Genomic DNA, 25,399 nt, shown 5'->3' with positions numbered 1-25,399 from the left:
GCGTAAGCTCAGCGTCAATACGCATACGCAGCATAGTTAGTAGTGCAGTATTAACAGTTAGTACTGCACGGTTTGCTGTGAGTCTGGTTACCTAGGCTGAGATCGTGTCCGAATGGCAGACCTGACTCCGCCACCTTTGTTACAAATCGAATGTGTCGCCATCTTTAAACAAGCCATGTCTCAAGGAAACCTTGTAAACTTCTCAATGCCTCCTTGTCTTCGGGATATTTTTCAGTATCTATAGAGTCGCACCTGGCCTTGGCTACGCCAATGCCAATGAAGATGTCAACCGTCGCTCTGTCGAATATGTTGCTCAACGTTGAGATCCGATCACCAAATGAGTGGCTTGCGCCACGGCTCATCATGCGCGTGACCATCCTTGCAAATCCCTCGTCGGATTGGGTGGCTCTCAGCACCCAATCGCGAGGCTCATCAAACGAACCCGAGTAATCTTTCCATCGGTAGAGCAAGGAAATCAGATCCGGCTCGACGATCAACGTATCACCGTCTGCTGCACGGAGCCCTATCAACCTTAACCATTCACTTTTTATCTGATTAACGGTGTCAAGGTCGAGCGCAGGATCAAAGGCATGACCCTCGGTTTGATCGGCGGGATCGTTCAAATGTATCAAGATCGCAGCGACAGACATGGCCTTAGTTTGGCGGAACGCCTCGAGGACCAAAGCTCCTCGTATAGCCTCCGGCATCTGCTTCAGGTACCAGCTGGTCGCTCGCCAGGCTGAAATCCAAGGTGAATTAAATACACCGAGATCAATCCTTCCTGCGAGCGTCTGTGCTATTCCAAACATTCCAGGCAGCAGCACTGAGGCATTCTCGACCGGGAGTCGATGGTATGACTCGTCTAACCTTGCGACGAGCGAGTGTAGAAGACCGTCGGCTTCAATGTCGCCGATTATGGAAGCTAACCCAGCCTCCGTAGCAGTCGCGTTAAGGAACTCAACGAAGCGACGCTCCGACAACTCGCCGGCCGTCGTCTGAAGTTCGAAATAACGCGTGAAGTAGCGCGCAGTACATACTCGCTTGGTATTCAGCCACCCGTGAAGACCGTCTGCATAGTTTGTCCCCCCATATGCCCACTCGAGAGGCGGAAAGAGATCTTTGAGCACATTCCGGACGTGTTCGCGACGCTCCACTGACGCGATTGCAAGAAGCCGTTCGGCAGCCGCTTGGTCCTCCCTATCCCTGCGCCCGTTGCCCGGCATTCGCTGAGCTTGGAGAACCAGTTCTCTCTCACGGAACAATGCGTCATGGAGGTCAGGTTCGAATACCCGGAGGGTCTCAAGAAGAAGGAAATCAACTATATTCACTTCGAACACGTCGCCAGCCACATGCAACGGCAGGTGTACGGCAATGGACGAGATCAAACGACGTGCATCACGCACGTTGCGTAGAAAGGGATGGATGCAGCCGATCAAAGCGTTACCCCAGCGCATCTGGGAGAACCCGTTCGCCGCGATTGCGTATTCTCCAGCCAGCACGGATAGTTTTTCCCCAAAGATGCCGTGCACAATCGACCCAGATACCGCTGGTAGGTCGAAGCTCGTCTGCACTATCTTCTCGAGGAAAGCGCGTCCGTCGCCGTCGGAGACGGGATCGAGTGCTCGCTCAACAATGCTGGGTTGGAACATGAGCACGAAAACTATGTTGGGTAAGTTCGCATTGGCCTTCACCTGTCGTAGGAGCAACCTAATCTGATCAGGCTCGAGCCTGTCAATGTCGTCGACGAAAACAATAAGCGGCCGAACAAGTTGTCGAAGACGAACCTCTAGCTTCTCTCGCAATGCATCCAACGGTTCTCCGCTGCGGTCACGTCCGAAATACGACAGTCCACGCCCTAGCAAAAATGCTACAACTGCAAGGATGGCAAAAACAAAGGCCACAGTTCCCGCCTGTGGGAGATCAAAGCCCACGGCAGAGGCGACGGCAACCATCGATATGTTCGTCAGTACCATCGAGATTAGGTCGCTCGAGGAACCAGCTTCTTTTAGAGGCGCGCCAGCCCCTGTAAGGATCGCGCCGTAGCGTCGAAGCGCTTCGGCGCGGGCGAGCGCTGACTTCGAATTATCTCCACCTAGGCGATCCGCCATCTGGCCGAAGAGGGCACGAACGATTGCGTCGCCGTCTCCCCATTGCCAGGGACTGAAATCGAGCCAATGAGTTCTTTCACTCTTGGCATCAAGCTGCTCGGTGATTAGATTTTTAAGAGAGGACTTGCCAAAGCCCCACTCACCGCGAATTGCAAACACTCTGCCCTCGCGCAGACTGAGCTCCGAAAGAACACTTGCTATGCGGCCAGCGAAATCGCTCCTCCTCAGCCGATCTTCGGAGGCCGTCCGGATTGGCGCCTCAGCCCCAATTCCACCGTCAGACTGTTCCGTTCTTGTTTGGTCCGCTTGAGCACTCACGCGACGGGCCAACCACGCCGAAAAACGCACTAACCACGCCGAAAAACGGACCAGCAGACGGTTCAACACGCAATGACTCCAAAATAGCGGCCGGCCACCTTGAAGCGGCGGCACGCTGGCATCGAGACTGACTTAGAAGCGGCAAGCATCTGAATAGAACATTTCGCATACATCTTGCCACCTTTAAGTCTGTGCCCGCTCCCGATACTTTTTTGATACATAGCTCTGTTCCCTCCAGTTAACTTAAGTGAGCCTCGGTCCAACTGGCCGCTGTATCGCTAGCAGAAGAGCACTCACATCTGAGGCCTGATGCCGTTTCGATCACAATGCCGACCGTATAGGCTTTCCCGTCATAAAAGCAGGTATTTCTTAGCGGCCCTAATAATAGGTCAATCTTAGAGCTACATTTGTATATCGGCCAGCCAACTAAAAATGCGCACATGATGCCGCGCATGAAACTCCATGTTAGAGCGTCTCCTAATCGCAAGTACTTATCTCGCCTTGAGCAAACGCCGCGCCGTTCATTTTTTTTTGCGGCCAGCTTTAATAGTTTGAGGGACCACAATATCGCCAGTGACCTGTTGCGCAATATTGCCTTGGAAGATAATTTTCTGCTTTCTCTTAGCTACCGGCTGCGCAAGCTTCAGCCCATCTAACATACCAAAAACCCCTGCTTTTCCACGGTCATCAAGTTTCCGATATGCGGCCAATACAATCTTTTCCTCGGTCGTAATGGGAACCGGTGCCACCTCTCCTGTGAGGATGTAGTGCACATCCATCCCAAGCACATGAAGGCCATGCAAAAAAAAGGCATCAGGTGCCGTCTCGCCAGACTCATACTTTATTAGTGTTCTTGACGACATATCAAAAAGCACTGCTAAAGAGCGCTGTGTATGCCCAGTTTTCAAGCGTTCTTCCGCTAACCGGCCACCAAACAGGAACAAATATTCACTTTTTTCATTTGACATATGCATTATTCTTCACGTATATTTACGTCATTACCATGTGACGTATACAAATCATACCTTATGACAACTATTGCCCCTGTGACGCGGCAGCCAAAGAGTCCACTTTCGCAGCCCATCCCAATTCGCTTGCTCCCTCCTGAGATTGAGCGCGTGGAAAAATTCGCGCAGCAGGACTCCCGTTCACGAGCGTCTTTCATGCGTTTGATGTTGCTGCGTGGCCTGAATTCTTATGAGGCCGAACTCGTCCAATTGTCCGTCATCAATCACGCTTAACTGCACAGGAGCAGGCCCATGTACCCCGATGCAAAACGTATCCGCAGCCACCGCGTCATGCTGCGCCTGGACGATTACGAGCACCAGCTCGTTTCCTCGATCGCCAATTACCAGGGCGAAGAGCTTGCGGTGCTGGTGCGCCAGATCGTGATGCGTGAAGCCTTGGCCGTGATTGCCTTGGATGACGCCACCATCGACAGCGTACAGCGTCGCAGCGTTTAAACCGAGTCACTTTTGAGCAACTCTAAAGTTACAGAAAATGCCAGACCATCAAATTCACCTCAATGACGAAGAGCGCGCGGTGCTGGAACTCGTGCGCCAACGCCAGGGGCTGGCAAGTATCGATCAGGCGGCTGAATGGCTCGTCAAGTCGCGCTTACGCAAGCAGTCGAAAAACATGACAGGTCGCGGTCGCGCCCTGTACCAAGTGGAAAGAAAGCTGAAATGAGAGTCATCGGCCTGCCCTGCCCGCATTGCGAATACACCGTCCGCGCCGTCAAGAGCCGCATGATGTCCGCCATGTTCAAGGAAATCACCTACATGTGCCAGAACCCCGAATGCGGGCACTCCTTCGTGGCAGGCCTGGAAGTGCTGCGCACCCTCTCGCTGTCCGCCATGCCCAAGCCGGATATCCGCATTCCGATGTCCCAGCATGCGCGCACGGCAGCCACCAGCCAACTGGCACTGGACCTGACCGCGGGCTGCTGATGACTATCCCGATCCTCGCGCCGCCGTAGCCCGGCCGCTGTAACTCCCCTCTTTTGCTGTGCCCTGCTGCGCTCCCTTTTGAGCGTGCGGGATTCGTTCAACCTGAAATAAGGAAAACCGATGGAAACCACGCTGCACGCCACCAGTCATGCCGACAAATCCATGGCATCAAGCACGATCCGCCCGACCTTGCAAAATTGTATTGTCCCCGTGGCACCAACGTGTTTTCTGCTGCAAGCCAGCGCGGGCATCGGCATCGCGGCGCTGACCGCCCACATCCATGAGATTGCCAAGACCTATCACGCCTACGGCGCCGCCAATCTGACGTTCATCGTCAGCGACGCGCAGGCACTGGAGCGTGACGGCTTTTTCGCGCCAGCCAAGCAGCGCGCCCTGGTCGGCAAGCTGCCCATCGAGGTGAACTACATTTTCGCCACTGAAGCGGGTTCCCGGCACTGCTGCGGCGCATCGCACACGCTCCCGTATTGGGCAGAACAATTTATCAAGGCCGGGGCACGCTGATGCTGCGCCTGGCCAAAACCTGCGGCATCTGGCTGCTGTCGCTCCTGATCGTCATTGCCCCCGGCGTGCTGCGGGCCATTGGCTTCATCAAGGACTGAACCATGCCGGCGTCCCTTATCGACAATCACCTGTCGTTCCAGCCTGCCGCCGAGATTCTGGCCGCGCGCGACAAGGATATGCCGACGCCACCAGGCGCCGGGCATGCGCTGGCCGCCATCGCCGAAGCCAAGGCCCAGCTACGCAGCATCAAGCCGCGCAACCTGGCGCCCTTCATGGCCCAGGCCTGGGGATTGTCGCCACGCGGCGCGCGCCGCTCCGTGCTGATCGCCGCCGGCATGGACGCCGACCGCTGGGAATCGCCCATCCACTCATTTACCGAGGAAGAGCGCATCGAGCTGCGCGCCGCCACCTCTGCCGCTATCCGTGTGTACGAAAGACTGTTGAATGCAATCTAAACAAATCCTGCTGCCTGCCCCGCAGCGTCACGAAGCCTTTTTGCGATCCGCCCAGTTCGCGCCCGAGCTGGCCCGCATCCCCTACAAATGGCGCAACCGTGTCATCACGGCAGCCCTGGCCAAGATGGCCTGGTCGTCCTGGTACAAAGTCTATGAGTCCGTCGCCACCGGCTTTGTGCGCGAATTCGCCGACCTGTACGTGCCTGCCGGCGTCGACCTGTCGCAGAGCGATGCGGACATCGTGACCACCGCCGAGCGCGCGGCGGCCGGCGTCACCAAAATGCTGTGGATGGCCGTGTCCGACACGCACGCCCTGCAGATCATGGAAGACGAATGCGCCTCGTATGGCATCGAGCTGCCCGAGTTCGACGCGCTGGCCGACACCATCGCCCGCCTGGTGGACGCCCGCTGGTGGCGCCGTCAACTGCGCAAGCGCGTCAAGCGCGCCTTCGAGGCGGGCAATATCCGCCTGGGCTATGTGAACTATCGCGGCGAACCTTACGCCAGCAATGACGCCGTGCTGTCTCGCATGGCGCAAAACCGCCGCAACGCGGCAGCGCTGGCCGCCACACTGGTGCAGAACGAGAGCGGCCAGCAATTCAGCATCGCCGAGCTGGCCGAGAAAACGACCGCCAACAAGGCCATCCGGCGCGGCGAGCTGATGTTGCGCATCAACGGCTTTGAGCAGATCGCCCGCGAGTGCGGCGACCAGGGCATTTTCATCACCTGGACGTGCCCATCGCGTTTCCACGCCATGCAGCACAGCGGCAAGCCAAACGACAAGTTCGACGGCTCCACGCCGCGCGAGGCCAATGCGTATTTGGGCAAGATGACGTCGCTGTGCCGCTCCGCACTGGCGCGCCGTGGCATCGGCCTGTACGGCTTTCGCATCGCCGAGCCGCATCACGATGGCTGCCCGCACTGGCATTTGCTGCTGTTCGTGCGCCCCACCGCGAAATACAAGACGGCCCACCTGCAGGACGTGGCGGGCCGCGCCATCCGCATCATGAAGCGCTACGCCTGGCGCGTGGACCGTGGCGAACCGGGCGCCTTCGCGCGTCGCCTGGACGTGAAACGCATCGACTGGGCCAAGGGCAGCGCCGCCGGCTATATCACCAAATATGTGGCCAAGAACATCGACGGCGTGGCCGACCACAAGACCAAGGAAGGCTACGTGGTCACGGCCGATACCGAAGGCGATGTCGAGCTGACGCCATCGGCGCGCGTCGAGTCCTGGGCCGCTTGCTGGGGCATCCGCCAATTCCAGCAATGGGGCGGCGCTCCCGTCACCGTGTGGCGCGAACTGCGCCGCATCGAGGAAAGCATGCTCAACGAAGCGCCGGCCGCCATGCGCCGCGCCTGGAATGCAGTGCAAAAGATCGACGGCGAAAAGCGCGCCTGCTGGGCCGAATACCTGCGCGCCCAGGGCGGCGCCCTGGTGCCGCGCAAGGAGCTGGTCGTCACGCTGGCCAAGGATGAAAAGACCGTCATCGGCCGCTACGGCGAAACGCTGCGCACCACGCCCTACGGCGTGCGCTGCAGCGACCTGATTGGTGTGGTCTTCAAGTCCGTGCGCCATACATGGACGCCCGTACAGGCCACAGGCGGGCGCGGGGTGGCTGTTGGGGTTGCCGTTCCTCGGACTCGTGTAAATAACTGTACGCACCCCGACCGCCCTGCCCCGGCCACGCCGCCGGCGGCGCCCGTCCCCGATCTGCCCGACGAGGCAAAAAGAGCGCTGATTGCCGCCTGGGCGGCCGTCAACGCCTGCCCGTATCCCCGGCTGATCGTCCCCGACACCCCACCCCATGAAGGAAATGGCACATGAGCACCTATGCCGTGATCGTTCGCACGCAAACCGAACGCTTTGAATACGCCGCGATTGCCGCTTCCAGCGGCGACGCGATCCAGGCCGCCCTCGACCACTTCGGCGTGTGCGGCGTTACCGCCAAACTGAAAGGAAAACCGCAATGCTGATCACCCTGACCGATTCACCGCGGCAAATCGCCCTGGGCGACCGCGTGACATTCGATACCGATGAAGGCTACCAGGCCGGCACCGTCAACGACCTGCGCCGCGACGTGGGCAACGGCGAGCTGCATGCGTGGGTGGAGCTGGATCACCAGTGGCCGGGCATGTTCCGGGCGGTGCCGCTGGGTGCCATCGAGGCGCTCAAGAAAGCAGCCGTGCCTGTCGGGTGCCCAGCATGACAGCGGAACGCTCATTACCTGCCGTGGCGGCCTTGTTCGTGCGTGCCAACTCCATCTACAAGACCATGCCGGCGGTGGACGCCTGGGATGCGGAACGCGACGCCCGCGCCTGGCCAGGTGGCGTGCCAGTGGTGGCGCATCCGCCGTGCCGCTCCTGGGGGACGCTGCGCCACCTGGCCAAGCCGCGCCCGGACGAAAAGGAACTGGCGGTGTGGGCCGTCGCCCAGGTCCGCAAGTTCGGCGGAGTGCTTGAGCACCCGAAGCGCTCGACCCTCTGGCCACACTGCGGCTTGCCAGCGATCGGCGAGCGGGACAAATTTGGCGGCTGGACGCTACCGATTTTCCAAAGCTCGTTTGGCCACCGCGCCGAAAAGGCCACCTTGCTCTACATCGTTGGCTGCGCGCCAGCTCAAATACCGGCCATGCCCATCGTCTTGGGCGATGCCTCGCATGTGATCGCTGCGGCTGGCCGCAACCGCGCCGGCGAGCGGCGCCGGAAAGGTGATCCAGGCTGGCGGCCGGAATGCGGCAAGGCAGAACGCGAACACACGCCGGCCGAGCTGGCGCATTGGCTGGTGGCCCTGGCTCGACGCTGCATGGTGCCCGCATGAACAGCCCATTCCTGTTCGACGGCCCGGGCGTCATTTCGTTCAGCGGCGGCCGTACCAGCGGCATGATGCTGTGGATGACGCTTCAGGCCTACGGCGGCACGCTGCCGGCTGACGTCGTGGTGTGCTTCGCCAACACCGGCAAGGAAGAGGAAGCAACCCTTGAATTCGTGCGCGACTGCAGCGAGCGCTGGGGCGTTCCCATCGTCTGGATAGAAAACCGTCCTCGCAACGAAGCACGCGGCAAGGAATTTGCCGTTGTGGACTTCACAACGGCCAGCCGCCGCGGCGAGCCGTTCGCCGATCTGCACGACGAAAAGAAATTCCTCCCGAACCCAGTAGCGCGCTTTTGCACGGCGGAACTCAAGGTACGCCCGATGCAGCGCTATTTGAAGTCGATAGGCCTGGTCGAATGGACCACGTTTATCGGCATGCGCGCCGACGAGCCCCTGCGCGTGGCGCGGCTGGCGAATCAGGACTACGGCAAGCACGAAGTGAAAGAGGCGCCCTTGGCGGCGGCCGGCCTGACCGTGGCCGATGTCAGCGCGTTTTGGGCAACACAAGATTTTGACCTGGGCTTGCCGAACATGAGCGGCAAGACGATGCACGGTAACTGCGATCTGTGCTTCCTGAAAGGCGGCAACCAGGTGCTATCCCTGATCCGGGAAAAGCCCAGTCGCGCCCTGTGGTGGATACAGCAGGAAAAGAACGCCCAGGCGTCCGGATCTGGTGCTGGCGGCTGGTTCCGCAAGGACAGGCCCAGCTATCAAGCGATGTATGACATGGCGATGAATCACGGGGAGCTGTTTCCCTTCGACGACGCCTTAACCGATTGTGGATGCACGGACTAGAAGGAGATTATGAAAATGGACCAATACAAAGAATTCTGCCGGCTGCGCGACTACCGCAAGCCTGGCGTCGAAGTACCGCACCACACCGAGGCCGAAGCATTCGCCTTGGCGGTGCAAAACAAAGGCGGCCATACAGAACCAGCCCAGCGCAAGAAAAACCCCACCACGAAAGGAATCAAGTAATGAACGCAGACCGAATTATTTACCGCCAGGACTTATACAAAATGCTGGGCGTCACTTCGGAGACGCTGCGCAGATGGGTGAAGGAGAACAAGCTGCCGCCGGCGGACGTTGCCATAACCCAGCGCACGCTGGGATGGCGCCTTTCAACGCTCCAAGCCGCTGGGATCAGGCTGCTTTAACAACCAGTCGGCGAAGGCCTGAAGCATCACGCGGCGCTGCTTCAGGTACTCCGCGGAGTTGTAGACCCCGCGCACGCCGCCGTCCTTGTGCGCGAGCTGCACTTCAACGTGGTCCGAGTTGTATTCGTGCTCGTTGGCCCAGGTGGAACCGACCTTGCGCCAGCCGTGGCCCGTCATCTTGCCCTTGAAGCCGATACGGTGAATGAGGTAAAGAATCGCGTTTTCACTCATGGGGCGGCTGCCGCCCCGGTCGTTCGGAAAAACGTAGTTGCTGCCCCGCGAACGCAGCTTCATTTCAGCCAGCAGGTCCAGCGCCTGGGAAGACAGCGGCACCAGGTGCTCGCGGCCCTTCTTCATGCGCTTGCCCGGTATCCGCCAGACATCACCCTCCACTTCCGCCCAGGTCATGCGCCGCAGCTCGTCCGTGCGCGTCCACGTCAACGCCAGCAGCTTGCAGGCGAGTACAGACTGAATTTCATCTTCCAGGGCCAGGCGCTCCATGAACGGATGCACCTCGGCCAATGCCAGGGCGGCGAACCCTTCGCGCGGCTTGCGGGAAAAGGCGACCTTCGAATTGATGTTCGATGCGGGGTTTTCTTCGCAGTGGCCGTGCTGGATAGACCAGTCGAGCACCTGGCCCACCCACATGCGCACGCGCCGAACGTACACGGACAGGCCGGCGGCATCCATCGGGCGCAGCGCGGCCATCAAGTCTTCCTTGGTAATTTCACGCACGGTTTTCGCGCCCAGCGTCGGCGAGACGTACATGGCCAGCGCGCGCAGTGCATTTGCCTTGTAGCCGGCGCTGATGTCCGTGCGTCCCGCCCAGTAGGTATCGATGGCGGCATCAAGGGTAATGGATGGGCTGCTTGCCTTGCGCTTGGGCTTGAGGTCGTCGCCGTCGATCAGTTTCAACCGCAAAACGTCCCGGCGCTCGCGCGCTTCCTTGAGGCCGATCAGGGGATACGGGCCGATGACGGCAGTTTGCTGCTTGCCCTCGTCGTTACGATAGGCCATGCGCCAAACCTTGTTTCCGCTCGGCAGGACGGCCAGCATCAGGCCGTGGCCATCGAAGAGCTTGCGCAGCTTGCCGTCATTCGGCGTGGCGCGGCGGCAGTCTGCATCGGTAAGCGTATTGATGGCCATGCGAAATCCTGTAGGTACGGGTTTGAGAAAAACCGCATGATACCTACATTTCAGCCTACGCGTGATTCTGTGGGAAGGTTTTTGGATGGTTCCGAATCTGTGACTCGGAGGGATGAAAATCAAGCTAAGTCGTTGATTTTCAATGAAATTCGGTGGAATATAGGTTGAGTATACTCACGAATTTTTTATGTACTTGGCGGAAGCGGTGAGATTCGAACTCACGAACAGTGTAACCCGTCGCTAGTTTTCAAGACTAGTGCCTTCAACCACTCGGCCACGCTTCCAGATGGCAGCATTATACATAAAGGTCCGTGGCTTACCAATGGCGAGTAGTCAGTGCCGCGTATTTAAACCTCACAGCAACCTCCGGGGTCAGACCCGGCGGGTCTGACCCCGGCCCTTCGCCTATGGGTTCCATATTTGCGCCGGTACGCCAACGGGAAGCCTAAACGCCCCAGTTTTTCCGCAGCGCCTTCTCGAACTCCCCCGCCGGCAACGGCCGCGAGAACAGATAGCCCTGCACTTCATCGCAGCCAGAACTCTTCAGGAAGGCCAGCTGCTCCGCCGTTTCCACGCCTTCCGCGATGACTTTATGGTGCAGCTGCTGGGCGATGCTGATGATGGTGCTGGCGATGGCGCAGTCGCTGGCATCTGTCGGAATGCCGGTGGTGAACGAGCGGTCGATCTTTAATGTGTCGATGGGGAAACGCTTGAGGTAGGACAAGCTTGAGTAACCAGTGCCGAAATCGTCCAGCGACAGGGCCACGCCCAGCGCCGTGATGCGGTCCATGATGCCAATGACCCTCTCGATATTGTGCATCAGGGTGCTTTCCGTGATTTCCAGCTCCAGCCAGGCCGCTTCCAGGCCGTAGCGGGCCAGGGTCGCGGCCACCCTGGCGGGCAGGGCTGCCGTGAATTCGCGTGCGGACACGTTGACGGCCAGGCGGATCGGCGGCAGGCCGGCCAGTTTCCACGCTTGCGCCTGGGCGCAGGCCGCTTCCAGCACCCATTCGCCCACTTGCACCACCAGCCCCGTCGATTCGGCCAAAGGAATAAACTCGGCGGGCGGGATCATGCCGTGCTGCGGGTGGTGCCAGCGCACCAGGGCTTCGGCGCCGATGATGCGCCCGCTGGCCAAGGCATACTTTGGCTGGTAATGCAGCAACAGTTGCTGCTCAGACAGGGCCTGGCGCAAGCCTGTTTCCAGGCGCATGCGCGCCTGCATGCCCAGGTTCATGTCCTGGCTGTAGAAGGCCACGCTTTCCGCTTCGCCGCCGCTGTCCTGCTTGGCCCGGTACATGGCGATATCGGCCAGGCGCAGCAGGGTTTCCGCGTCCTGCCCGTCTTGCGGATACACGCTGATGCCGATGCTGGCGCCCACGCGCAAGTCGTGGCCTTCGATCAAAAACGGTTCCACCAGCGAGGCCAGCAGCTTTTGCGCCACCATGCTGGCCTCGAAATGCTGGCCGATGTCGAACAGGCCGACGGCGAACTCGTCGCCGCCCAGGCGGGCCACCAGGTCCTGGTCGCGCAAGGCGTGGCGGAAACGCAGCGAGACTTGCCGCAGCAGTTCGTCGCCGATGCGCCGGCCCAGGGTATCGTTGATCAGTTTAAAACGGTTCAAGTCGATGAACAGCACGCAGCCGAGCATCTTGCTGCGCTGCGCCACGCTGAGGGCCTGGTCGACCAGCTTGGCCAGCAAGGTACGGTTAGGCAGGCTGGTCAGGGGGTCGTAATAGGCCAGGTGGTGCAGGCGCTCTTCGGCCAGCTTGCGCTCCGTGATGTCCGTCAGGTAGGCGATGAGTCCGATGGGCTTGTCATCCAGGTCTTGCAGCGGCGACAAGGACAGGCTGGCCCAGAAGATCTCGCCCGACTTCTTTCGGCGGCGCACCTCCATCAGGCGCCCTCCCTGCTCCAGGAAGGCGTCGTGGAAACCCGTGTCTTCGTCGTCGTACAGGAACAGGATGTTGCGCCCCACGGCTTCCACCGAGGTGTAGCCGAACAGGCGCTCGGCGCCCTTGTTCCAGCTGGTGATGTAGCCAGTCAAGTCCATCGTCAGCACGGATTCGTGCAACTGATCGAGGATTTGCGTCTGCTGCGCCAGCAAGGCTTCGACTTGCGCGTAAGCATGGGTCGAGCGTTGCGCCAGCGAATGCACTTGCAAGACGCCGGCCGTCAACGATGCCAGGCTGGCCAGGTGGCGGCGGTCGGCGTCGTTATACAGCGGGCGTCCCGCCACGCTGTAATGGCCGAAGCAGTGGCCGTCGAAACTGATTTCCTGCAGCAAGGCGGGCGTATCGTCGGGAAACAGCGCGACCGGCGCAGCGGCGTCCATGTTGGCCGCAGGCAGGAAGCGGCCATGCGGGCTGGCCATCACGGCGCTGGCGATACGGCCCAGCTCGGCCACCAGCGCAGGGCCGCGCAAACGCACGACGGCGTCGCACAGGGCGGCGCTGTCACCGAGGAAATCCGACACCGGAAACAGGGTCATGCTAGAGGTTCCGGCTGACCTGGATGGCCCATTGGTAGGCCTGCAGCAGGCTGCGCCAATAGGTTTCTCCATCGATGCCGGCGCGGCGCAGGCCCTCGGGCGGCGGCGCGGCGCTTTCGACCAGCGCCAGCAAGGTGCCCAGTTCGCCATTGCGTTCGAGCAAGGCGGTGCTCACTTCCGGCGCCAGATTCAGGGTGGCGATGATTTCCTGCATCGGCATGCCCAGCAGGACGTCGAGCAGCGAAAACACGCCCGCCATGAAGGCCAGGTCCTGCGCGTCGCGGTCGCCGCCGCGCAGCTGGCACAGCGCTTCCATCTGCGCCGCGCGCACGGCCGCCAGCGGCAGCAGCGCGTGGATCTTGCCATCGTCCTGTTGCCGCGCATACAGCAGCAGTTGCAGCCAGCGCTGCAGCTGGCGCCGGCCCAGCAGGGTGATGGCCTGGCTGAAGCTGGTAATCGGCGCCGTGAAGCCGAAGGCGGCTGAGTTGACCAGTTTCAATAAATGATAGCTGAGCGACGGATCTTGCTTGAGCGGCACTTCCAGCTCGTGCGCGTCGGCATCGCGGGCCAGTAAACCCAGCAGCGCCAGCAGGCGGCGCCGCGACGTGGCGTCTTCCGGCTCGCTTTGCTGGCGCGCATGGTGCAGGGCGTAGTCGCCGGCAAACCAGCTCACGCCGAGTTCTTGCAAGGCAGCAAACTGCTCCGCGTCGGCGATGTTGTACGCCAGGTGCGGCCCCGCCAAGGGCAGCAACTGGTGCAGGGCCGGGCGCGCACCGGACGCGTCAAAGCTCAGCGCGCGCGCGTCGACTTGCGCCGCCGCCACGGGACCGGCATCGGCGCCATCGAGGATGAGGCGGTAGCCGGCGTCGCGCCATTGCTGGCATTTTTTCTGGATCTGCTTGTCGCCGGCAAGATGGGCCGGCAAACGGAAGATGGTGCGTTGCGGCGCCAGTTGCGCCAGCACGGCCTCGTCCACGCCATGCGGATCGGCCAGGGGAATGATGCAGTCGAGCGGCGCCAGGAAGGCATACGCATCGGCGGCGGCCAGCGCCGCCAGCAGCGGCGCCGTCGAGGCCTGCGGTACATGCAAGGTGACAGCGACCCACTCGTTATGAGCATTGGCAACTGCTTGTAATCCCACCAACGGAAACAGGTTTGATTCAGACGCTGACATCGGTATCTCAGTGTGGGTAGGGCGCCATAGTAAATAAACTGACCAGCATTGGCAACCCTGGCCCGACAGGGATGCCATTTCGACAGCGAGAATCATTCTATCCGAATCTCACCCATGAAACAGTTTAATTTTGGCAATAAATATTCAAAAAGAACATTCCCCCGCGAGACCCGCCTGCCATGCGGGTTTGACAAAAACACGGCACGGCGCGCGCATTCTCAGGCGCTGCCGCCATGCGCGTGCTCGACCGCATATTTGATCAATTCGGCCTGCCCTTCGATGCCCAGCTTGCGCTTGATGTTCAGCCGGTGCGTCTCCACCGTGCGCACGCTCAGGTCCAGGTCGCGGGCGATCTGCTTGTTCGACTGGCCCGCCGCGATGTGCTGCAGCACTTGCTGCTCGCGCGTGGTGAGGAAGGAATCGTGAACTTGCGGGCGCGACAGTTGCCGCGCCAGGGCCGCGCTGTAATAAATGCCGCCGGACATCACCGTCTCGATGGCGAAGACGATATCTTTCCCAGGAGCATCTTTGAGCACATAGCCGCGCGCCCCGGCGGCGATGGCTTGCGACACATATTCGAGCTTGTCGTGCATGGACAGGATCAACACGGCAATCTGCGGAAACGCCTGCTTGAACAGCGCCGTCGCTTCGATGCCGTTGATGCCGCGCATATTGATATCCATCAACACGAGGTCCACCTGGTGCGCGCGCGCCTGGCTCAACGCCTCGTCGGCGCCGCCCGCCTCGGCCACCACGTCGAAATGCGCCACCGCCTCCAGGCGCGCGCGCAAGCCGTCGCGTACGAGGGGGTGGTCGTCCACCAGCAGGATGTTGATCTTCTCGGTCATGTGTATCTATCAGTGTGAGGGTGGAAGGGCGAGCCGCGCCAGCACCAGGGTACCGGCCGCAGACGAGGTGATGTGCAGGCTGCCGCCGATGGCTTCCATGCGTTCCGTCATGTTGCGCAGACCGATGCCGCGCTGCGGATGCAGGGCGATGCCATCGAAATCGAAGCCGCCGCCATTATCCTGGATGCGCAATTCCACGGCCTTGCCCGCCTCGTGCAAGCTCACTTCCACGCCGCGGGCGTGGGCATGGCGCTCGCAATTGGTCAGCGCTTCCTGGGCGATGCGGAACAATACGGTATTGACCATGTCGGGCAAGCCCTCGCCCGCCGCCGCCGGGCTGGCCGTGAAACTGGCTTGCGCGCTGCTGCTGTCGTTAAATTCATGCACGAGGTGGTCGAGCGCGGCGGCCAGGCCCAGGTCGTCGAGGATGGCCGGGCGCAGGTTGTGCGAAATGCGCCGCACTTCGCCCAGCACCTTGTTGAGTTGCTCGGCGGCCCGCTCGAAGGTGGCGGGCGCCTTTTCTTTTTGCTCGGTATTGCCGGCCAGGCGCGCGATGCCCGCCTCGATCTGCAGCTTGATGGACACCAGCCACTGGCTGATGCCGTCATGCAAGTCGCGCGACAGCCGCGCCCGCTCTTCTTCCTGCGATTCCACCACGCGCTGCGCCAGCACTTTCAGCTTGGCGTCGGCCACCCGCAATTCGCGCAGGTTCAGCACGAGGCCGCAGGCGGCCACCAGCAGGGAGCCGAGGATGGCGATGGCGGCGATCAGCTCCATGGTCGAGCGGATATTGCGCGACTGCTGGGCGTCAACCTTGGCCAGCGCCTGGTCCACGTCATCCATATAAATGCCGGTACCCATCATCCAGCCCCATTCCGGCATCAGGATCACATAGCCGAGCTTGGGGGCGGACTTGTTCGTCGATGGCTTGATCCAGTTGTAGCGCTCAAAGCCGCCGCCGCTCTTCGCCCGCTGCATCAGGCGCTGGATGGTCAGATTGCCCTCGGCGTCGCGCAATTGCCACAGATTCTGCCCCACCAGTTCGGGCTGGCGCGGATGCATCAGCGACTTGCCCTGCAAATCATAGATGAAGAAATAGCCGTCGTCGCCATAGCTGAGGGCGGACAGGATGCGCTTGGCCTCCTCTTGCGTGGCCTCATCCTTGCGCCCCGACTGGTACAGGGAAGCGATGGAATGGCTGGCCAGGGTCACGTAATGCTTGAGTTCAGCTTCCTTGCTGGCCAAATACGCCTGCTGGATGGTGGCGCGCTGCTGCTCTGCCAGGGTGATGGCCTGGTGCCGCACGGCAAATGCGATGGCGCACAGGGCGAGGATCAGCGGCGTGATGGCCAGGAAGATGACTTTCTGTCTGAGTTTCATGGCCTGGCGCTCCGGCGGCGTCGATGCTGGTGGGAATGCGTGATTTTACGTCGCGGCACGGCGATCGGCCTGCGTAGTAATACTGAGCGTTACTGCGTAGTCGTGCGCTTGCGGCAATTATACGATTCCTGAATACTCGCCATAAGCTGCAAATACACCAAAAGTAACATCAAACTGGCGACGACCAGGCTCGGCAGCACACATCATCGCACGGCACAGCGCCCGTCAAATCTCTGGAGGAAGCATGAACCGCATTTTCAAACAACTGGGCTGGGCAGCGCTTGCGCTGGCAGGCGCCGGGTCCCTGGGCGTCGTCGCCCTGCAACGTGGCGAACCGATCAGCGCGATCTGGATCGTCATCGCCGCCGTCTGCGTGTATCTGATCGCCTACCGTTTCTACAGCCTGTTCATCGCCGACAAGGTACTGGGCCTGGACGCGCGCCGCATGACGCCGGCCTTCAAGCACAACGATGGCCTCGATCACGTGCCGACGAATAAATATGTGCTGTTCGGCCACCATTTTGCGGCGATCGCCGGCGCCGGTCCCCTGGTCGGCCCCGTGCTGGCCGCGCAGATGGGCTATCTGCCCGGCATGCTATGGATCCTGGCGGGCGTGGTGTTTGCGGGCGCCGTGCAGGATTTCATCGTGCTGTTCATTTCCATGCGCCGCGATGGCCGCTCGCTGGGCGACCTGATCAAGGCTGAACTGGGCGAAATTCCCGGCATGATTGCGCTCCTGGGCTGCTTCATGATCATGGTCATCATCCTGGCCGTACTGGCATTGATCGTCGTCAAGGCGCTGACCGGTTCCCCATGGGGCAGCTTCACCGTGATGGCAACGATCCCCATCGCGCTGTTCATGGGCGTGTATTCGCGCTTCATCCGCGTGGGCCGCATCGGCGAAATTTCCATCATCGGTTTTGTCTTGCTGATGCTGGCCATCATCGGCGGCCAGTACGTGCAGGAACACGCCGTGCTGGGCCCGATGTTCACGTTCACGGGCACGGAACTGACGTGGATGCTGATCGGCTACGGCTTCATCGCTTCCGTGCTGCCCGTGTGGCTGCTGCTGGCGCCGCGCGACTACCTGTCTACTTTTCTCAAAATCGGCACCATCCTGGGCCTGGCCATCGGCATCATCGTCGTTGCGCCGTACCTGAAAATGCCGGCCATGACCAAGTTCATCGACGGCTCCGGCCCCGTCTGGTCGGGCAATCTGTTCCCCTTCCTGTTCATCACCATCGCCTGCGGCGCCGTCTCCGGCTTCCACGCGCTGATTTCCTCGGGCACCACGCCGAAGATGATTGAAAACGAAAGCCACGCCCGCTTCATCGGCTATGGCGCCATGCTGATGGAATCGTTCGTTGCCATCATGGCCCTGGTGGCCGCCTCGACCATCGAGCCGGGCATCTATTTCGCCATGAACAGCCCGGCCGCCCTGATCGGCACGACAGCCGAGTCCGCCGCACAGGCCATCTCGCAATGGGGCTTCTATGTCACGCCGGAAATGCTGACGCAGACGGCCAAGGACGTTGGCGAGCACAGCATCATTTCGCGCGCCGGCGGCGCACCGACCCTGGCCGTCGGCATGGCGCAGATTCTGTCCGGCGCCATCGGCGGCAAGGCCATGATGGCCTTCTGGTACCACTTCGCCATCCTGTTCGAAGCGCTGTTCATCCTGACGGCCGTCGATGCGGGCACGCGTGCCGGCCGCTTCATGCTGCAAGACTTGCTGGGCAGCTTCGTGCCAGCTTTGAAACAGACGGAAAACCTCATCGCCAACCTGCTGGCCACGGGCCTGTGCGTGGCGGCCTGGGGCTACTTCCTGTACCAGGGCGTGGTCGATCCGCTGGGCGGCATCAACACCCTGTGGCCGCTGTTCGGCATCGCCAACCAGATGCTGGCGGCCATCGCGCTGATCCTCGGCACCTGCGTGCTGTTCAAGATGAAGCGTGGCCAGTATGCGTGGGTCACCATCACGCCGACGATCTGGCTGCTGCTGTGCACCCTGACGGCGGGCTGGCAAAAGATTTTCGACGCCAACCCGCGCGTCGGCTTCCTCGCGCACGCCAAGAAATACTCGGCGGCACTCGATGAAGGCACCCTGCTGGCGCCGGCCAAGTCGGTGGCGCAGATGCAACAGATCATCTTCAACGATTACCTGGACGCCGGCCTGGCCGCCTTCTTCGTCATCGTCGTCGTCAGCGTGCTGTTCTTCGGCATCCGCACCATCATGAAGGCGCGCGCCGACAGCCGTCCGAGCACCAAGGAAACGCCGTTCCAGGCCATGCCCACGGTGCAATGATGATAGACGAAATCATCAAGGCTGGACGGTATCTGGGGCAAAGCATGCGGCTCATGTGCGGCTTGCCCGAGTACGACACCTACGTGGCCCACCGGGAAGTCACCCATCCCGGCGAGCCGATGATGACGTATGAAGAGTTCTTCCGCGAACGGCAGGAAGCCCGCTATGGTGGCGCGGGCAAACGTGGCGGCTGCTGTTAGCGGACACCTGACCCAGCCTACTGCGCGTCGGTATAGGCGGCTTGCGATGCTCACCGTACTAAAGTACGGTTGCGCTTCTCGGCCACCTCTCCCTTCCGCTCGCTACGGCTGAGTCAGGTGTTGTTGCTCAGCAATAATTTGAGGGCGGTCTTGTGAGACCGCCCCATTCATTTCCTCTCGTATAAGTTCCCCTCCCCTCTCTTCCCTTAGACCCACATCAACATCTGGGTGTGTCTTCGCGTCTATATTTTTCCAATAGGAATTAAATAACAGTCAACGGGCGACCGGGGAAGCAGCGACTCATGTTCAATTTCCAACGCTCCAGCATCAGCCAGAAGCTGACCATGATTTCGGTACTGTCATCGGGCTGCGCGCTGCTGCTGGTGTTCGTGGCGTTTGCGCTGACGTCCGTGCTCAGCCACAAGAACGATGAAGGCAAGCAATTGCTGTCGCTGGCGGGCGTGATCGGTGCGGCCGGCGCGGTGCCTTTGCTGGCGGGAAAATCGGCGCAGGGGCAGGCGGAACAGGTGTTGGCGGCCTTGTCCGCGCGCGACGAGGTGGCCCAGGCGGCCCTGTTCGACAAGGGCGGGCGCCTGTTCGCTCTATACCGCGCGCCGCAGCATGCGGACGGCCTGCCGGCGCCGGAAGACATGGACCCGGCCTTGCTGGCCGACATGGCCGTGCAGCCCGTCACGCAAGGCTCGGGCACGACCCTGGCGCCCGGCATGCGTTTGTACCGCCCCGTCTACCGGCCAGGCGAGCCGCAACAGATCATCGGCGCCGTGCTGATCGAGGCGGACCTGAACCACATGTGGCGCGACATCGGCCGCCACGTAGGCGCCATCGGCGGCGCCACCGTGCTGTCCTTCCTGATCGCCGTGTTCCTCGCGCGGCGCTTCAAGAGCGTGATTGCCGAACCCATCACCAAACTGATCGATACAGCGCAAAAAGTGTCGAGCAGCCAGACCTACAGCCACCGCATCGCGCACCAGCGCAGCGACGAGCTGGGCGTGCTGATCGACAGTTTCAACGACATGCTGGCGCAGATCGACAGCCGCGACAGCACCCTGGCCAATTACCGCGACCAGCTCGAACGCCAGGTGGGCGTGCGCACGGCGCAGCTGGAAAAGGCCAAGGATGCGGCCGAGGCGGCCAGTCACGCGAAAAGCGCCTTCCTCGCCACCATGAGCCATGAAATCCGCACCCCGATGAATGGCGTGCTGGGCATGACGGAACTGCTGCTGGCCAGCCCTTTGAGCCCGCAGCAGCGCCACTACACGAGCATGGTGCAGCGCTCGGGACAGAATTTGCTGGTGATCATCAACGACATCCTCGACTTTTCCAAGATCGAGGCGGGCAAGCTGAGCGTGGAATACATCCGCTTCAATTTCCGCGAATTGCTCGACGACATAGAACACGTGTTCGCGCCGCAGGCGGAAGCGAAAAACATCAGCCTGGAATTCGATATCGCCTACGACATCCCCATCGCCATCTGCGGCGACCCGAACCGTTTGCGCCAGATCATCGTCAATCTGCTGGGCAATGCCATCAAGTTCACGGAAACGGGCAAGGTCACGGTGAAAGTGACCGTGTGCAGCGAAGACGCACCCAGCGTGGGCTTGCGTTTCGAGGTGCACGACACGGGCATCGGCGTGTCGAACGAGGCGCAGACGCGCATCTTCGAATCGTTCTCGCAGGCGGACGGCTCGACCACGCGCAAGCACGGCGGCACGGGCCTGGGGCTGACGATCTCGAAACAGCTGGTGGAGCTGATGGGCGGCACTATCGGCGTTGATAATGCTTTAACGCAAGGCTCGATCTTCTGGTTCGAAGTAAATTTCGATAAGCGGCGGGTCGACAGCGACGACCCGTCCTTCAACCTGAAAACCACGCGAGGGTTACGCGCCTTGATCGTCGACCACACACCCGCCACGCGCGCCGTGCTGGAGCGGCAACTGGCCAGCTGGCACATCGTCAGCGACAGCGCCGGCACGGCCAGCGACTGCCTGGGCAAGCTGCGCGCGGCGGCCCAGGCCGGCACGCCGTATGCCGTGGCCCTGCTGGACATGGAATTGCCGCGCACCAGCGGCCTGGCCCTGGCCGCCAACATCAAGAGCGATCCGCTGCTGGCCGACCTCAAATTACTGCTGCTGAGCACGGAACAGGCGGCGGCCGATCCCGTACAGCGGCGCGAGGCGGGCGTGGCCTTTCAGCTGATCAAGCCGGCCCGCGAATGCGACCTGTTCGACTGCATCGTCACGCCGCCACGCGCCAGCGACAGCCTGCGCATCCATCCGCCGCACACGGCGCGCCAGGTGGGCCGGCGCCAGCGCCGCCGCGTACTGCTGGCCGAGGACAATGCCGTCAACGTGGAAGTGGCGCTGGCCATGCTCGACAGCCTGGGCCTGGACGTCGTCTGCGCGCGCAACGGCGAAGAAGCCTTGCAGGCGGCGCAGGCCGAGGATTTCGATTTGATCTTGATGGATTGCCAGATGCCGGTGATGGATGGCTTTGCCGCCACGGCGGAAATCCGCCGCCACGAACAGCAGTGCGGCCACGCGCGCGTGCTGCCCATCGTCGCCATCACGGCCAATGCGCTGCAGGGCGACCGCGAAGCATGCCTGGCGGCCGGCATGGACGATTACCTGAGCAAACCGTTCACGCAGCAAGACCTGGGCCACACGATCGCCCGCTGGATCACCCTGCCGCGCGCGGCCACCGTGCACCACAGCGAAGCGCCGCAGTCACACACGCCGCAGGAGGCGCCGCCCGAAGTGCCGCCGCCTGCGCCTGCCTCCCCGACATCGGCCCAGCCGCTGAACCGGCAGGCGCTGGAAAACATCCGCGCCCTGTCCGGCACGGATGGCGATGCGCTGCTCGAACGGGTCATCCTCGCCTTTACCGGCGAGACGCCGCGCCAATTGAGCGCCATGCGCGAGGCGATTGCCGGCGCGGATGCGGAAGCGCTGCGCAAGGTGGCGCACAGCCTCAAGTCGGGCAGCGCCAACGTGGGCGCCGATGGCCTGGCGCAGCTGTGCAAGGAGATGGAAAAACTGGGCCGCGCCGGCAGCACCGAGGGCGCGGCTCCCCTGCTGCAAGAAATGCAGCAGGCCTTCCTGGCCGTACGCGAATCGCTGAACGCCATCCTCGTGAAGGAACACTGACATGACAGCGCCCCTCTCCCCTCCCCGCGGCCTGGTGCTGGTGGCCGACGACGATCCCGTGATGCGCTTGCTGATGCGGCAAATGCTCACGCAGGTGGGCCTGGACGTGATCGAGGCCGAAGACGGCGTGCAGGCCCTGGCCAGCTACAAGCACAGCGGGCCGGATCTGGTCATGCTCGACGTCGACATGCCGGCCATGGACGGCTTTGCCGTGTGCCGCGAAATCCGCCACCAGGAAGTGGGCGGCACGGTGCCCATCATCATGGTCACGGGCGGCGACGAACTGGAAGCCGTCACGCGCGCCTACGAGGTGGGCGCCACCGACTTCATTTCCAAACCCATCAACTGGCCCATCCTCGGCCACCGCGTGCTGTACGTGCTGCGCGCCAGCGACGCCATCGCCCGCCTGCGCATCGCCGACGCGCACAACCGCGCCGTGCTGGCCGCCATCCCCGACACCTTCTTCCGCCTGAACCGCGAAGGCTTTTATCTCGACTACGAACAGGGGCACGACGCCAGCGCCGGCTTTTCCCTCAGCGACTGCGTGGGCAGCCATATCCGCGACGTGCTGCCGCCCGAAATCGCCGCGCGCCTGCTGGACCAGGCGCACGCCGTGCTGGCCACGCAGCATATCGGCTCGGTCGACTACACGCTCACGCACGAAGACAGCACGCGCCATTTCGAGGCGCGCCTGGTGGCAACGGGGGCCGATGAAGTGCTGGGCCTGGTACGCGACATCAGCGAGCGCAAGCGCACGGAAGAGCAGATCCGCCGCCTCGCCTATTGCGACAGCCTGACGGGCATCCCCAACCGCCAAGCGTTCCTGGAAACGCTGGAGCGCGAACTGGTGCGCTCGAAGGAACACGACAAGAAATTCGCCGTGCTGTTCATGGACCTCGACGCTTTCAAGCGCATCAACGACACCCTGGGCCACGACGTGGGCGACCATTTGCTCAAGGTGGTGTCCGAACGCCTGCGCGAAACCATCCGCCCCAGCGACCTGGTGCTGCGCGCAGAGTATGAACTCGACGGCATCTCCGGCGGCAGCAACCTGGCGCGCCTGGGCGGCGACGAATTCACGATCCTGATTCCCGACCTGGAGCGGGTGGAGGACGCGCTCAACGTGGCGCATCGCGTGAAAGAAGCCATGCGCCGGCCCTTCATGATCGAAGGACACGAGATTTTCGTCACGGCCAGCATCGGCATCTCGCTGTATCCGGAAGATGGCGAGGATTGCAACTCGCTGCTCAAATATGCGGACACGGCCATGTACCACGCGAAGAACTGCGGCAAGAACAACGCCAAGCTGTACAGCTCATCGCTGACGATGGAAATCATGAGCCACGTCAAGATGGAAGTGGGCCTGCGCAAAGCCTTGCAGAACAACGAGCTGTATCTGCTGTACCAGCCGCAGATCGACGTGCCCAGCACGCAGATCGTCGGCGTGGAAGCGCTGGTCCGCTGGCGCCATCCCGAGCGGGGCATCATCTCGCCCACGGAATTCATCCCGCTGGCCGAAGAGACGGGACTCATCGTGCCGATCGGCGAATGGGTGCTGCGCACGGCGTGCAACCAGGCAAAGGCCTGGCAAAGCGATGGCGGGCGCGCCATCCGCATGGCCGTCAACCTGTCGGCCAAGCAATTCAAGGATGAAAACCTGATGCAGATCGTGCTCTCGGCCCTGGCCGACACGGGCCTCGACGCGCGCCTGCTGGAACTGGAATTGACGGAAGGCACCTTGATGGACGATGCGCGCGCCACCATGGTGACCCTGGAGCAATTGCGCGGCATCGGCGTGTACCTGTCGATCGACGACTTCGGCACGGGATATTCTTCAATGAATTACCTGAAACGCTTCGACGTGCGGGCCTTGAAGATCGACAAGAGTTTTATCGCCGGATTGCCGCAGGATACGGAAAACGCGGCCATCACGCGCGCCATCATCGCCATGGCGCATGGCTTGAAGATGGTGGTGGTGGCCGAGGGCGTGGAAACGGACGAGCAACTGCTGATGCTGGAAGAATACGGCTGCGACATGGCGCAGGGATACTTCCTGGGCCACCCGTCGCCACACGACACGATCACGGCCATGCTGGCCAGGCAGAGGGGCCAGCTGGCCAGCGTGGAAACTAGAGCACTTCGAAGGCAAGGATTTGCGTGACTTGCAGGGCGTTGAAATTATCGTCGGAAATCATCACCAGGCTGCGGCGGCCGTTTTCCAGACGCGGCCCCCAGCTGATGCCTTCGATATTGTCGACTCTTTCAAGGCCGGTCTTTTCCAGGTCCAGCAGCAATCGCTTGCGCGCCGGCACATAGCTGGCGCCCGCCAGCGCCGGAATGGCCTGGATATCGGTGGCGCCCTGCGTTTCCATCTCGTAGATGCGCACGTGATTCGTGTACAGGCCGTCGGCGTGTTCCACGCCGGCCCGCTCCACCACCAGCAGCTGGTGATCGTTGACGGCGAGGATTTCCGACACGCCATTGTCCGCTTCCTTCCCCGGCGCGGGCCGCGATGCCACGGGCTCAATCGGATACGCGTACTGGCCCAGCACGCTGCCCGCGCGGTCCAGGCGCGTGATGCGCACCACGGAGCCGTGGTCCGGCGTGGCCAGCGGAGCATCCTGGTACAGGGCCGCTTCCATGCCCAGCCACAGGCTCTTGCCATCCGAAGAAAACGACAGCGCTTCAAAGCTCATGTTGTTGCGCGAGCCGATTTCATCCTTCGCAACCTTGAACATGGCGGGCGTGGGCAAGGTGGCCAGGTAGTGGCCGCCACTATCGGCATGGCGCACGAACGGGTCCAAGCCCACCTTGCGGTTGCCTTCACTGCCGTACCACAGACTGCCGTCCTGGGGATCGACGCGGATGGTTTCGATGTCGGGCACCTGGTCGCCCTGCTCCAGCTTTGCATGCGCCAGGTTCGGATAGCGGCTGCCGTCGGGCTGCGTGAAGAAATGCACGCTGGCCAGAGTCACGCCCGTAAACGCCTTGCTGTCGTAGGCCAAGGTGGCGCGGTAAAAGCGAGCCGGATTGATTGCCGAGCGATCATCGCTTTCCATCACCCAGCTCTTGTTGGCCGCATCGTAATCGATGCCGGACAAGCCGCCCACCGTGGTGCCCTCGAACGGGTATTTCAAGGCGATGCGCTGCTCGCCGATCAGGCGCAAGCCCGTGACCGGTGCGTCGTGGGGGAAGCTGGCGCAGGCGGAAAAGAGGATGGAGATGGCCAGCGCGGGGATCAGACGCGCACGGGGGGCGCGGAGGGACGACTGCTTCACGATATTCCTTAATAAAACCCAAAGGACAGA

The 25,399-nt window shown here is 61.7% G+C and carries 23 protein-coding genes and 1 tRNA gene; 15 read left to right on the top strand and 9 right to left on the bottom strand.

Going from position 1 to position 25,399, the window contains the following annotated elements:
• Window positions 1-164 precede the first annotated feature (164 nt).
• Complete coding sequence (locus tag IGS58_RS20945; protein ID WP_230522577.1) at window positions 165-2,495, bottom strand: KAP family P-loop NTPase fold protein; 2,331 nt, start codon at window positions 2,493-2,495, stop codon at window positions 165-167.
• 452 nt (window positions 2,496-2,947) lie between these two features.
• Window positions 2,948-3,394 (bottom strand): helix-turn-helix domain-containing protein, encoded by a 447-nt coding sequence (locus IGS58_RS20940; RefSeq protein WP_230522576.1) that lies wholly within the window; start codon window positions 3,392-3,394, stop codon window positions 2,948-2,950.
• A 291-nt stretch (window positions 3,395-3,685) separates the two neighbouring features.
• Between IGS58_RS20940 and IGS58_RS20935 the strand changes: the two genes are divergently transcribed.
• The 11 genes from IGS58_RS20935 to IGS58_RS20885 all read left to right on the top strand — a co-directional run bounded on the left by IGS58_RS20935 (window position 3,686) and on the right by IGS58_RS20885 (window position 9,204).
• Window positions 3,686-3,889 (top strand): hypothetical protein, encoded by a 204-nt coding sequence (locus tag IGS58_RS20935; RefSeq protein ID WP_035820909.1) that lies wholly within the window; start codon window positions 3,686-3,688, stop codon window positions 3,887-3,889.
• 37 nt (window positions 3,890-3,926) lie between these two features.
• Entirely contained in the window at window positions 3,927-4,115 is a 189-nt protein-coding gene (locus IGS58_RS20930) for a hypothetical protein (RefSeq protein WP_096234259.1), read from the top strand.
• Entirely contained in the window at window positions 4,112-4,375 is a 264-nt protein-coding gene (locus IGS58_RS20925) for an ogr/Delta-like zinc finger family protein (protein WP_121670599.1), read from the top strand. The genes IGS58_RS20930 and IGS58_RS20925 overlap by 4 nt, the downstream gene beginning before the upstream one ends.
• Window positions 4,376-4,495: 120 nt before the next feature.
• Window positions 4,496-4,897, top strand: coding sequence for a hypothetical protein (locus tag IGS58_RS20920; RefSeq protein WP_230522575.1), 402 nt, complete (start codon window positions 4,496-4,498; stop codon window positions 4,895-4,897).
• A 101-nt stretch (window positions 4,898-4,998) separates the two neighbouring features.
• A complete protein-coding gene (locus tag IGS58_RS20915; RefSeq protein WP_034745810.1) occupies window positions 4,999-5,352 on the top strand; it encodes a hypothetical protein in 354 nt (117 codons plus the stop codon).
• Window positions 5,342-7,180 carry a replication endonuclease gene (locus IGS58_RS20910; protein WP_230522574.1) on the top strand — a complete coding sequence of 613 codons (1,839 nt, stop codon included), beginning with the start codon at window positions 5,342-5,344 and terminating at the stop codon, window positions 7,178-7,180. Before IGS58_RS20915 ends, IGS58_RS20910 begins: the two co-directional genes overlap by 11 nt.
• The gene (locus IGS58_RS20905) at window positions 7,177-7,329 is read left to right on the top strand and encodes a hypothetical protein (protein ID WP_230522573.1); all 153 of its coding nucleotides are present in this window, start codon (window positions 7,177-7,179) and stop codon (window positions 7,327-7,329) included. Before IGS58_RS20910 ends, IGS58_RS20905 begins: the two co-directional genes overlap by 4 nt.
• Window positions 7,323-7,562: a hypothetical protein gene (locus IGS58_RS20900; RefSeq protein ID WP_230522572.1), complete on the top strand. Its 240-nt coding sequence runs from the start codon at window positions 7,323-7,325 to the stop codon at window positions 7,560-7,562. Before IGS58_RS20905 ends, IGS58_RS20900 begins: the two co-directional genes overlap by 7 nt.
• Window positions 7,559-8,173: a hypothetical protein gene (locus IGS58_RS20895; RefSeq protein ID WP_230522571.1), complete on the top strand. Its 615-nt coding sequence runs from the start codon at window positions 7,559-7,561 to the stop codon at window positions 8,171-8,173. The genes IGS58_RS20900 and IGS58_RS20895 overlap by 4 nt, the downstream gene beginning before the upstream one ends.
• A complete protein-coding gene (locus tag IGS58_RS20890) occupies window positions 8,170-9,021 on the top strand; it encodes a phosphoadenosine phosphosulfate reductase domain-containing protein (protein WP_230522570.1) in 852 nt (283 codons plus the stop codon). The genes IGS58_RS20895 and IGS58_RS20890 overlap by 4 nt, the downstream gene beginning before the upstream one ends.
• Before the next feature lie 9 nt (window positions 9,022-9,030).
• Entirely contained in the window at window positions 9,031-9,204 is a 174-nt protein-coding gene (locus IGS58_RS20885) for a hypothetical protein (protein WP_230522569.1), read from the top strand.
• A gap of 143 nt (window positions 9,205-9,347) precedes the next feature.
• Here the strand turns inward: IGS58_RS20885 and IGS58_RS20880 are convergent, their stop codons facing one another.
• The 6 genes from IGS58_RS20880 to IGS58_RS20855 all read right to left on the bottom strand — a co-directional run bounded on the left by IGS58_RS20880 (window position 9,348) and on the right by IGS58_RS20855 (window position 16,422).
• A complete protein-coding gene (locus tag IGS58_RS20880; protein ID WP_230522568.1) occupies window positions 9,348-10,529 on the bottom strand; it encodes a tyrosine-type recombinase/integrase in 1,182 nt (393 codons plus the stop codon).
• Window positions 10,530-10,723: 194 nt separating this feature from the next.
• Window positions 10,724-10,813 (bottom strand) — tRNA-Ser (locus IGS58_RS20875).
• A 161-nt stretch (window positions 10,814-10,974) separates the two neighbouring features.
• Window positions 10,975-13,020, bottom strand: a complete 2,046-nt coding sequence (locus tag IGS58_RS20870; protein WP_070255249.1) for a putative bifunctional diguanylate cyclase/phosphodiesterase — start codon at window positions 13,018-13,020, stop codon at window positions 10,975-10,977.
• Between the two features lies 1 nt (window position 13,021).
• Window positions 13,022-14,110: an EAL and HDOD domain-containing protein gene (locus tag IGS58_RS20865; protein ID WP_327076255.1), complete on the bottom strand. Its 1,089-nt coding sequence runs from the start codon at window positions 14,108-14,110 to the stop codon at window positions 13,022-13,024.
• Between the two features lie 302 nt (window positions 14,111-14,412).
• Window positions 14,413-15,042 (bottom strand): response regulator transcription factor, encoded by a 630-nt coding sequence (locus IGS58_RS20860; protein WP_070255252.1) that lies wholly within the window; start codon window positions 15,040-15,042, stop codon window positions 14,413-14,415.
• 9 nt (window positions 15,043-15,051) lie between these two features.
• Complete coding sequence (locus IGS58_RS20855) at window positions 15,052-16,422, bottom strand: cache domain-containing protein (protein ID WP_070255255.1); 1,371 nt, start codon at window positions 16,420-16,422, stop codon at window positions 15,052-15,054.
• A gap of 244 nt (window positions 16,423-16,666) precedes the next feature.
• Between IGS58_RS20855 and IGS58_RS20850 the strand changes: the two genes are divergently transcribed.
• From IGS58_RS20850 to IGS58_RS20835, 4 genes are all read left to right on the top strand, one after another.
• On the top strand, window positions 16,667-18,727 hold the full coding sequence (locus tag IGS58_RS20850) for a carbon starvation CstA family protein (RefSeq protein WP_230522567.1): 2,061 nt from the start codon (window positions 16,667-16,669) through the stop codon (window positions 18,725-18,727).
• Entirely contained in the window at window positions 18,727-18,927 is a 201-nt protein-coding gene (locus IGS58_RS20845) for a YbdD/YjiX family protein (RefSeq protein WP_010396213.1), read from the top strand. Before IGS58_RS20850 ends, IGS58_RS20845 begins: the two co-directional genes overlap by 1 nt.
• 302 nt (window positions 18,928-19,229) lie before the next feature.
• Window positions 19,230-22,091 (top strand): hybrid sensor histidine kinase/response regulator, encoded by a 2,862-nt coding sequence (locus IGS58_RS20840; RefSeq protein WP_230522566.1) that lies wholly within the window; start codon window positions 19,230-19,232, stop codon window positions 22,089-22,091.
• 1 nt (window position 22,092) lies between these two features.
• Window positions 22,093-24,252 (top strand): putative bifunctional diguanylate cyclase/phosphodiesterase, encoded by a 2,160-nt coding sequence (locus tag IGS58_RS20835; protein ID WP_034786602.1) that lies wholly within the window; start codon window positions 22,093-22,095, stop codon window positions 24,250-24,252.
• Here IGS58_RS20835 and IGS58_RS20830 read toward each other — a convergent pair.
• On the bottom strand, window positions 24,221-25,369 hold the full coding sequence (locus IGS58_RS20830) for an esterase-like activity of phytase family protein (protein ID WP_230522565.1): 1,149 nt from the start codon (window positions 25,367-25,369) through the stop codon (window positions 24,221-24,223). The genes IGS58_RS20835 and IGS58_RS20830 overlap by 32 nt on opposite strands.
• Window positions 25,370-25,399 lie beyond the last annotated feature (30 nt).

The organism is Janthinobacterium sp. EB271-G4-7A (assembly GCF_020858075.1).
Lineage (GTDB): Bacteria > Pseudomonadota > Gammaproteobacteria > Burkholderiales > Burkholderiaceae_D > Janthinobacterium > Janthinobacterium lividum.
Note: the sequence above shows the minus strand (reverse complement) of the source record. Positions and strands in the feature narration are given on the sequence as shown.

What these genes read in the sequence shown, in the direction of transcription:
- IGS58_RS20940 (WP_230522576.1), bottom strand. Translation starts at nt 3,394, where the DNA reads ATGTCAAATGAAAAAAGTGAATATTTGTTCCTGTTTGGTGGCCGGTTA.
- IGS58_RS20935 (WP_035820909.1), top strand. Translation starts at nt 3,686, where the DNA reads ATGTACCCCGATGCAAAACGTATCCGCAGCCACCGCGTCATGCTGCGC.
- IGS58_RS20930 (WP_096234259.1), top strand. Translation starts at nt 3,927, where the DNA reads ATGCCAGACCATCAAATTCACCTCAATGACGAAGAGCGCGCGGTGCTG.
- IGS58_RS20925 (WP_121670599.1), top strand. Translation starts at nt 4,112, where the DNA reads ATGAGAGTCATCGGCCTGCCCTGCCCGCATTGCGAATACACCGTCCGC.
- IGS58_RS20920 (WP_230522575.1), top strand. Translation starts at nt 4,496, where the DNA reads ATGGAAACCACGCTGCACGCCACCAGTCATGCCGACAAATCCATGGCA.
- IGS58_RS20915 (WP_034745810.1), top strand. Translation starts at nt 4,999, where the DNA reads ATGCCGGCGTCCCTTATCGACAATCACCTGTCGTTCCAGCCTGCCGCC.
- IGS58_RS20910 (WP_230522574.1), top strand. Translation starts at nt 5,342, where the DNA reads ATGCAATCTAAACAAATCCTGCTGCCTGCCCCGCAGCGTCACGAAGCC.
- IGS58_RS20905 (WP_230522573.1), top strand. Translation starts at nt 7,177, where the DNA reads ATGAGCACCTATGCCGTGATCGTTCGCACGCAAACCGAACGCTTTGAA.
- IGS58_RS20900 (WP_230522572.1), top strand. Translation starts at nt 7,323, where the DNA reads ATGCTGATCACCCTGACCGATTCACCGCGGCAAATCGCCCTGGGCGAC.
- IGS58_RS20895 (WP_230522571.1), top strand. Translation starts at nt 7,559, where the DNA reads ATGACAGCGGAACGCTCATTACCTGCCGTGGCGGCCTTGTTCGTGCGT.
- IGS58_RS20890 (WP_230522570.1), top strand. Translation starts at nt 8,170, where the DNA reads ATGAACAGCCCATTCCTGTTCGACGGCCCGGGCGTCATTTCGTTCAGC.
- IGS58_RS20885 (WP_230522569.1), top strand. Translation starts at nt 9,031, where the DNA reads ATGAAAATGGACCAATACAAAGAATTCTGCCGGCTGCGCGACTACCGC.
- IGS58_RS20880 (WP_230522568.1), bottom strand. Translation starts at nt 10,529, where the DNA reads ATGGCCATCAATACGCTTACCGATGCAGACTGCCGCCGCGCCACGCCG.
- IGS58_RS20870 (WP_070255249.1), bottom strand. Translation starts at nt 13,020, where the DNA reads ATGACCCTGTTTCCGGTGTCGGATTTCCTCGGTGACAGCGCCGCCCTG.
- IGS58_RS20860 (WP_070255252.1), bottom strand. Translation starts at nt 15,042, where the DNA reads ATGACCGAGAAGATCAACATCCTGCTGGTGGACGACCACCCCCTCGTA.
- IGS58_RS20855 (WP_070255255.1), bottom strand. Translation starts at nt 16,422, where the DNA reads ATGAAACTCAGACAGAAAGTCATCTTCCTGGCCATCACGCCGCTGATC.
- IGS58_RS20850 (WP_230522567.1), top strand. Translation starts at nt 16,667, where the DNA reads ATGAACCGCATTTTCAAACAACTGGGCTGGGCAGCGCTTGCGCTGGCA.
- IGS58_RS20845 (WP_010396213.1), top strand. Translation starts at nt 18,727, where the DNA reads ATGATAGACGAAATCATCAAGGCTGGACGGTATCTGGGGCAAAGCATG.
- IGS58_RS20840 (WP_230522566.1), top strand. Translation starts at nt 19,230, where the DNA reads ATGTTCAATTTCCAACGCTCCAGCATCAGCCAGAAGCTGACCATGATT.
- IGS58_RS20835 (WP_034786602.1), top strand. Translation starts at nt 22,093, where the DNA reads ATGACAGCGCCCCTCTCCCCTCCCCGCGGCCTGGTGCTGGTGGCCGAC.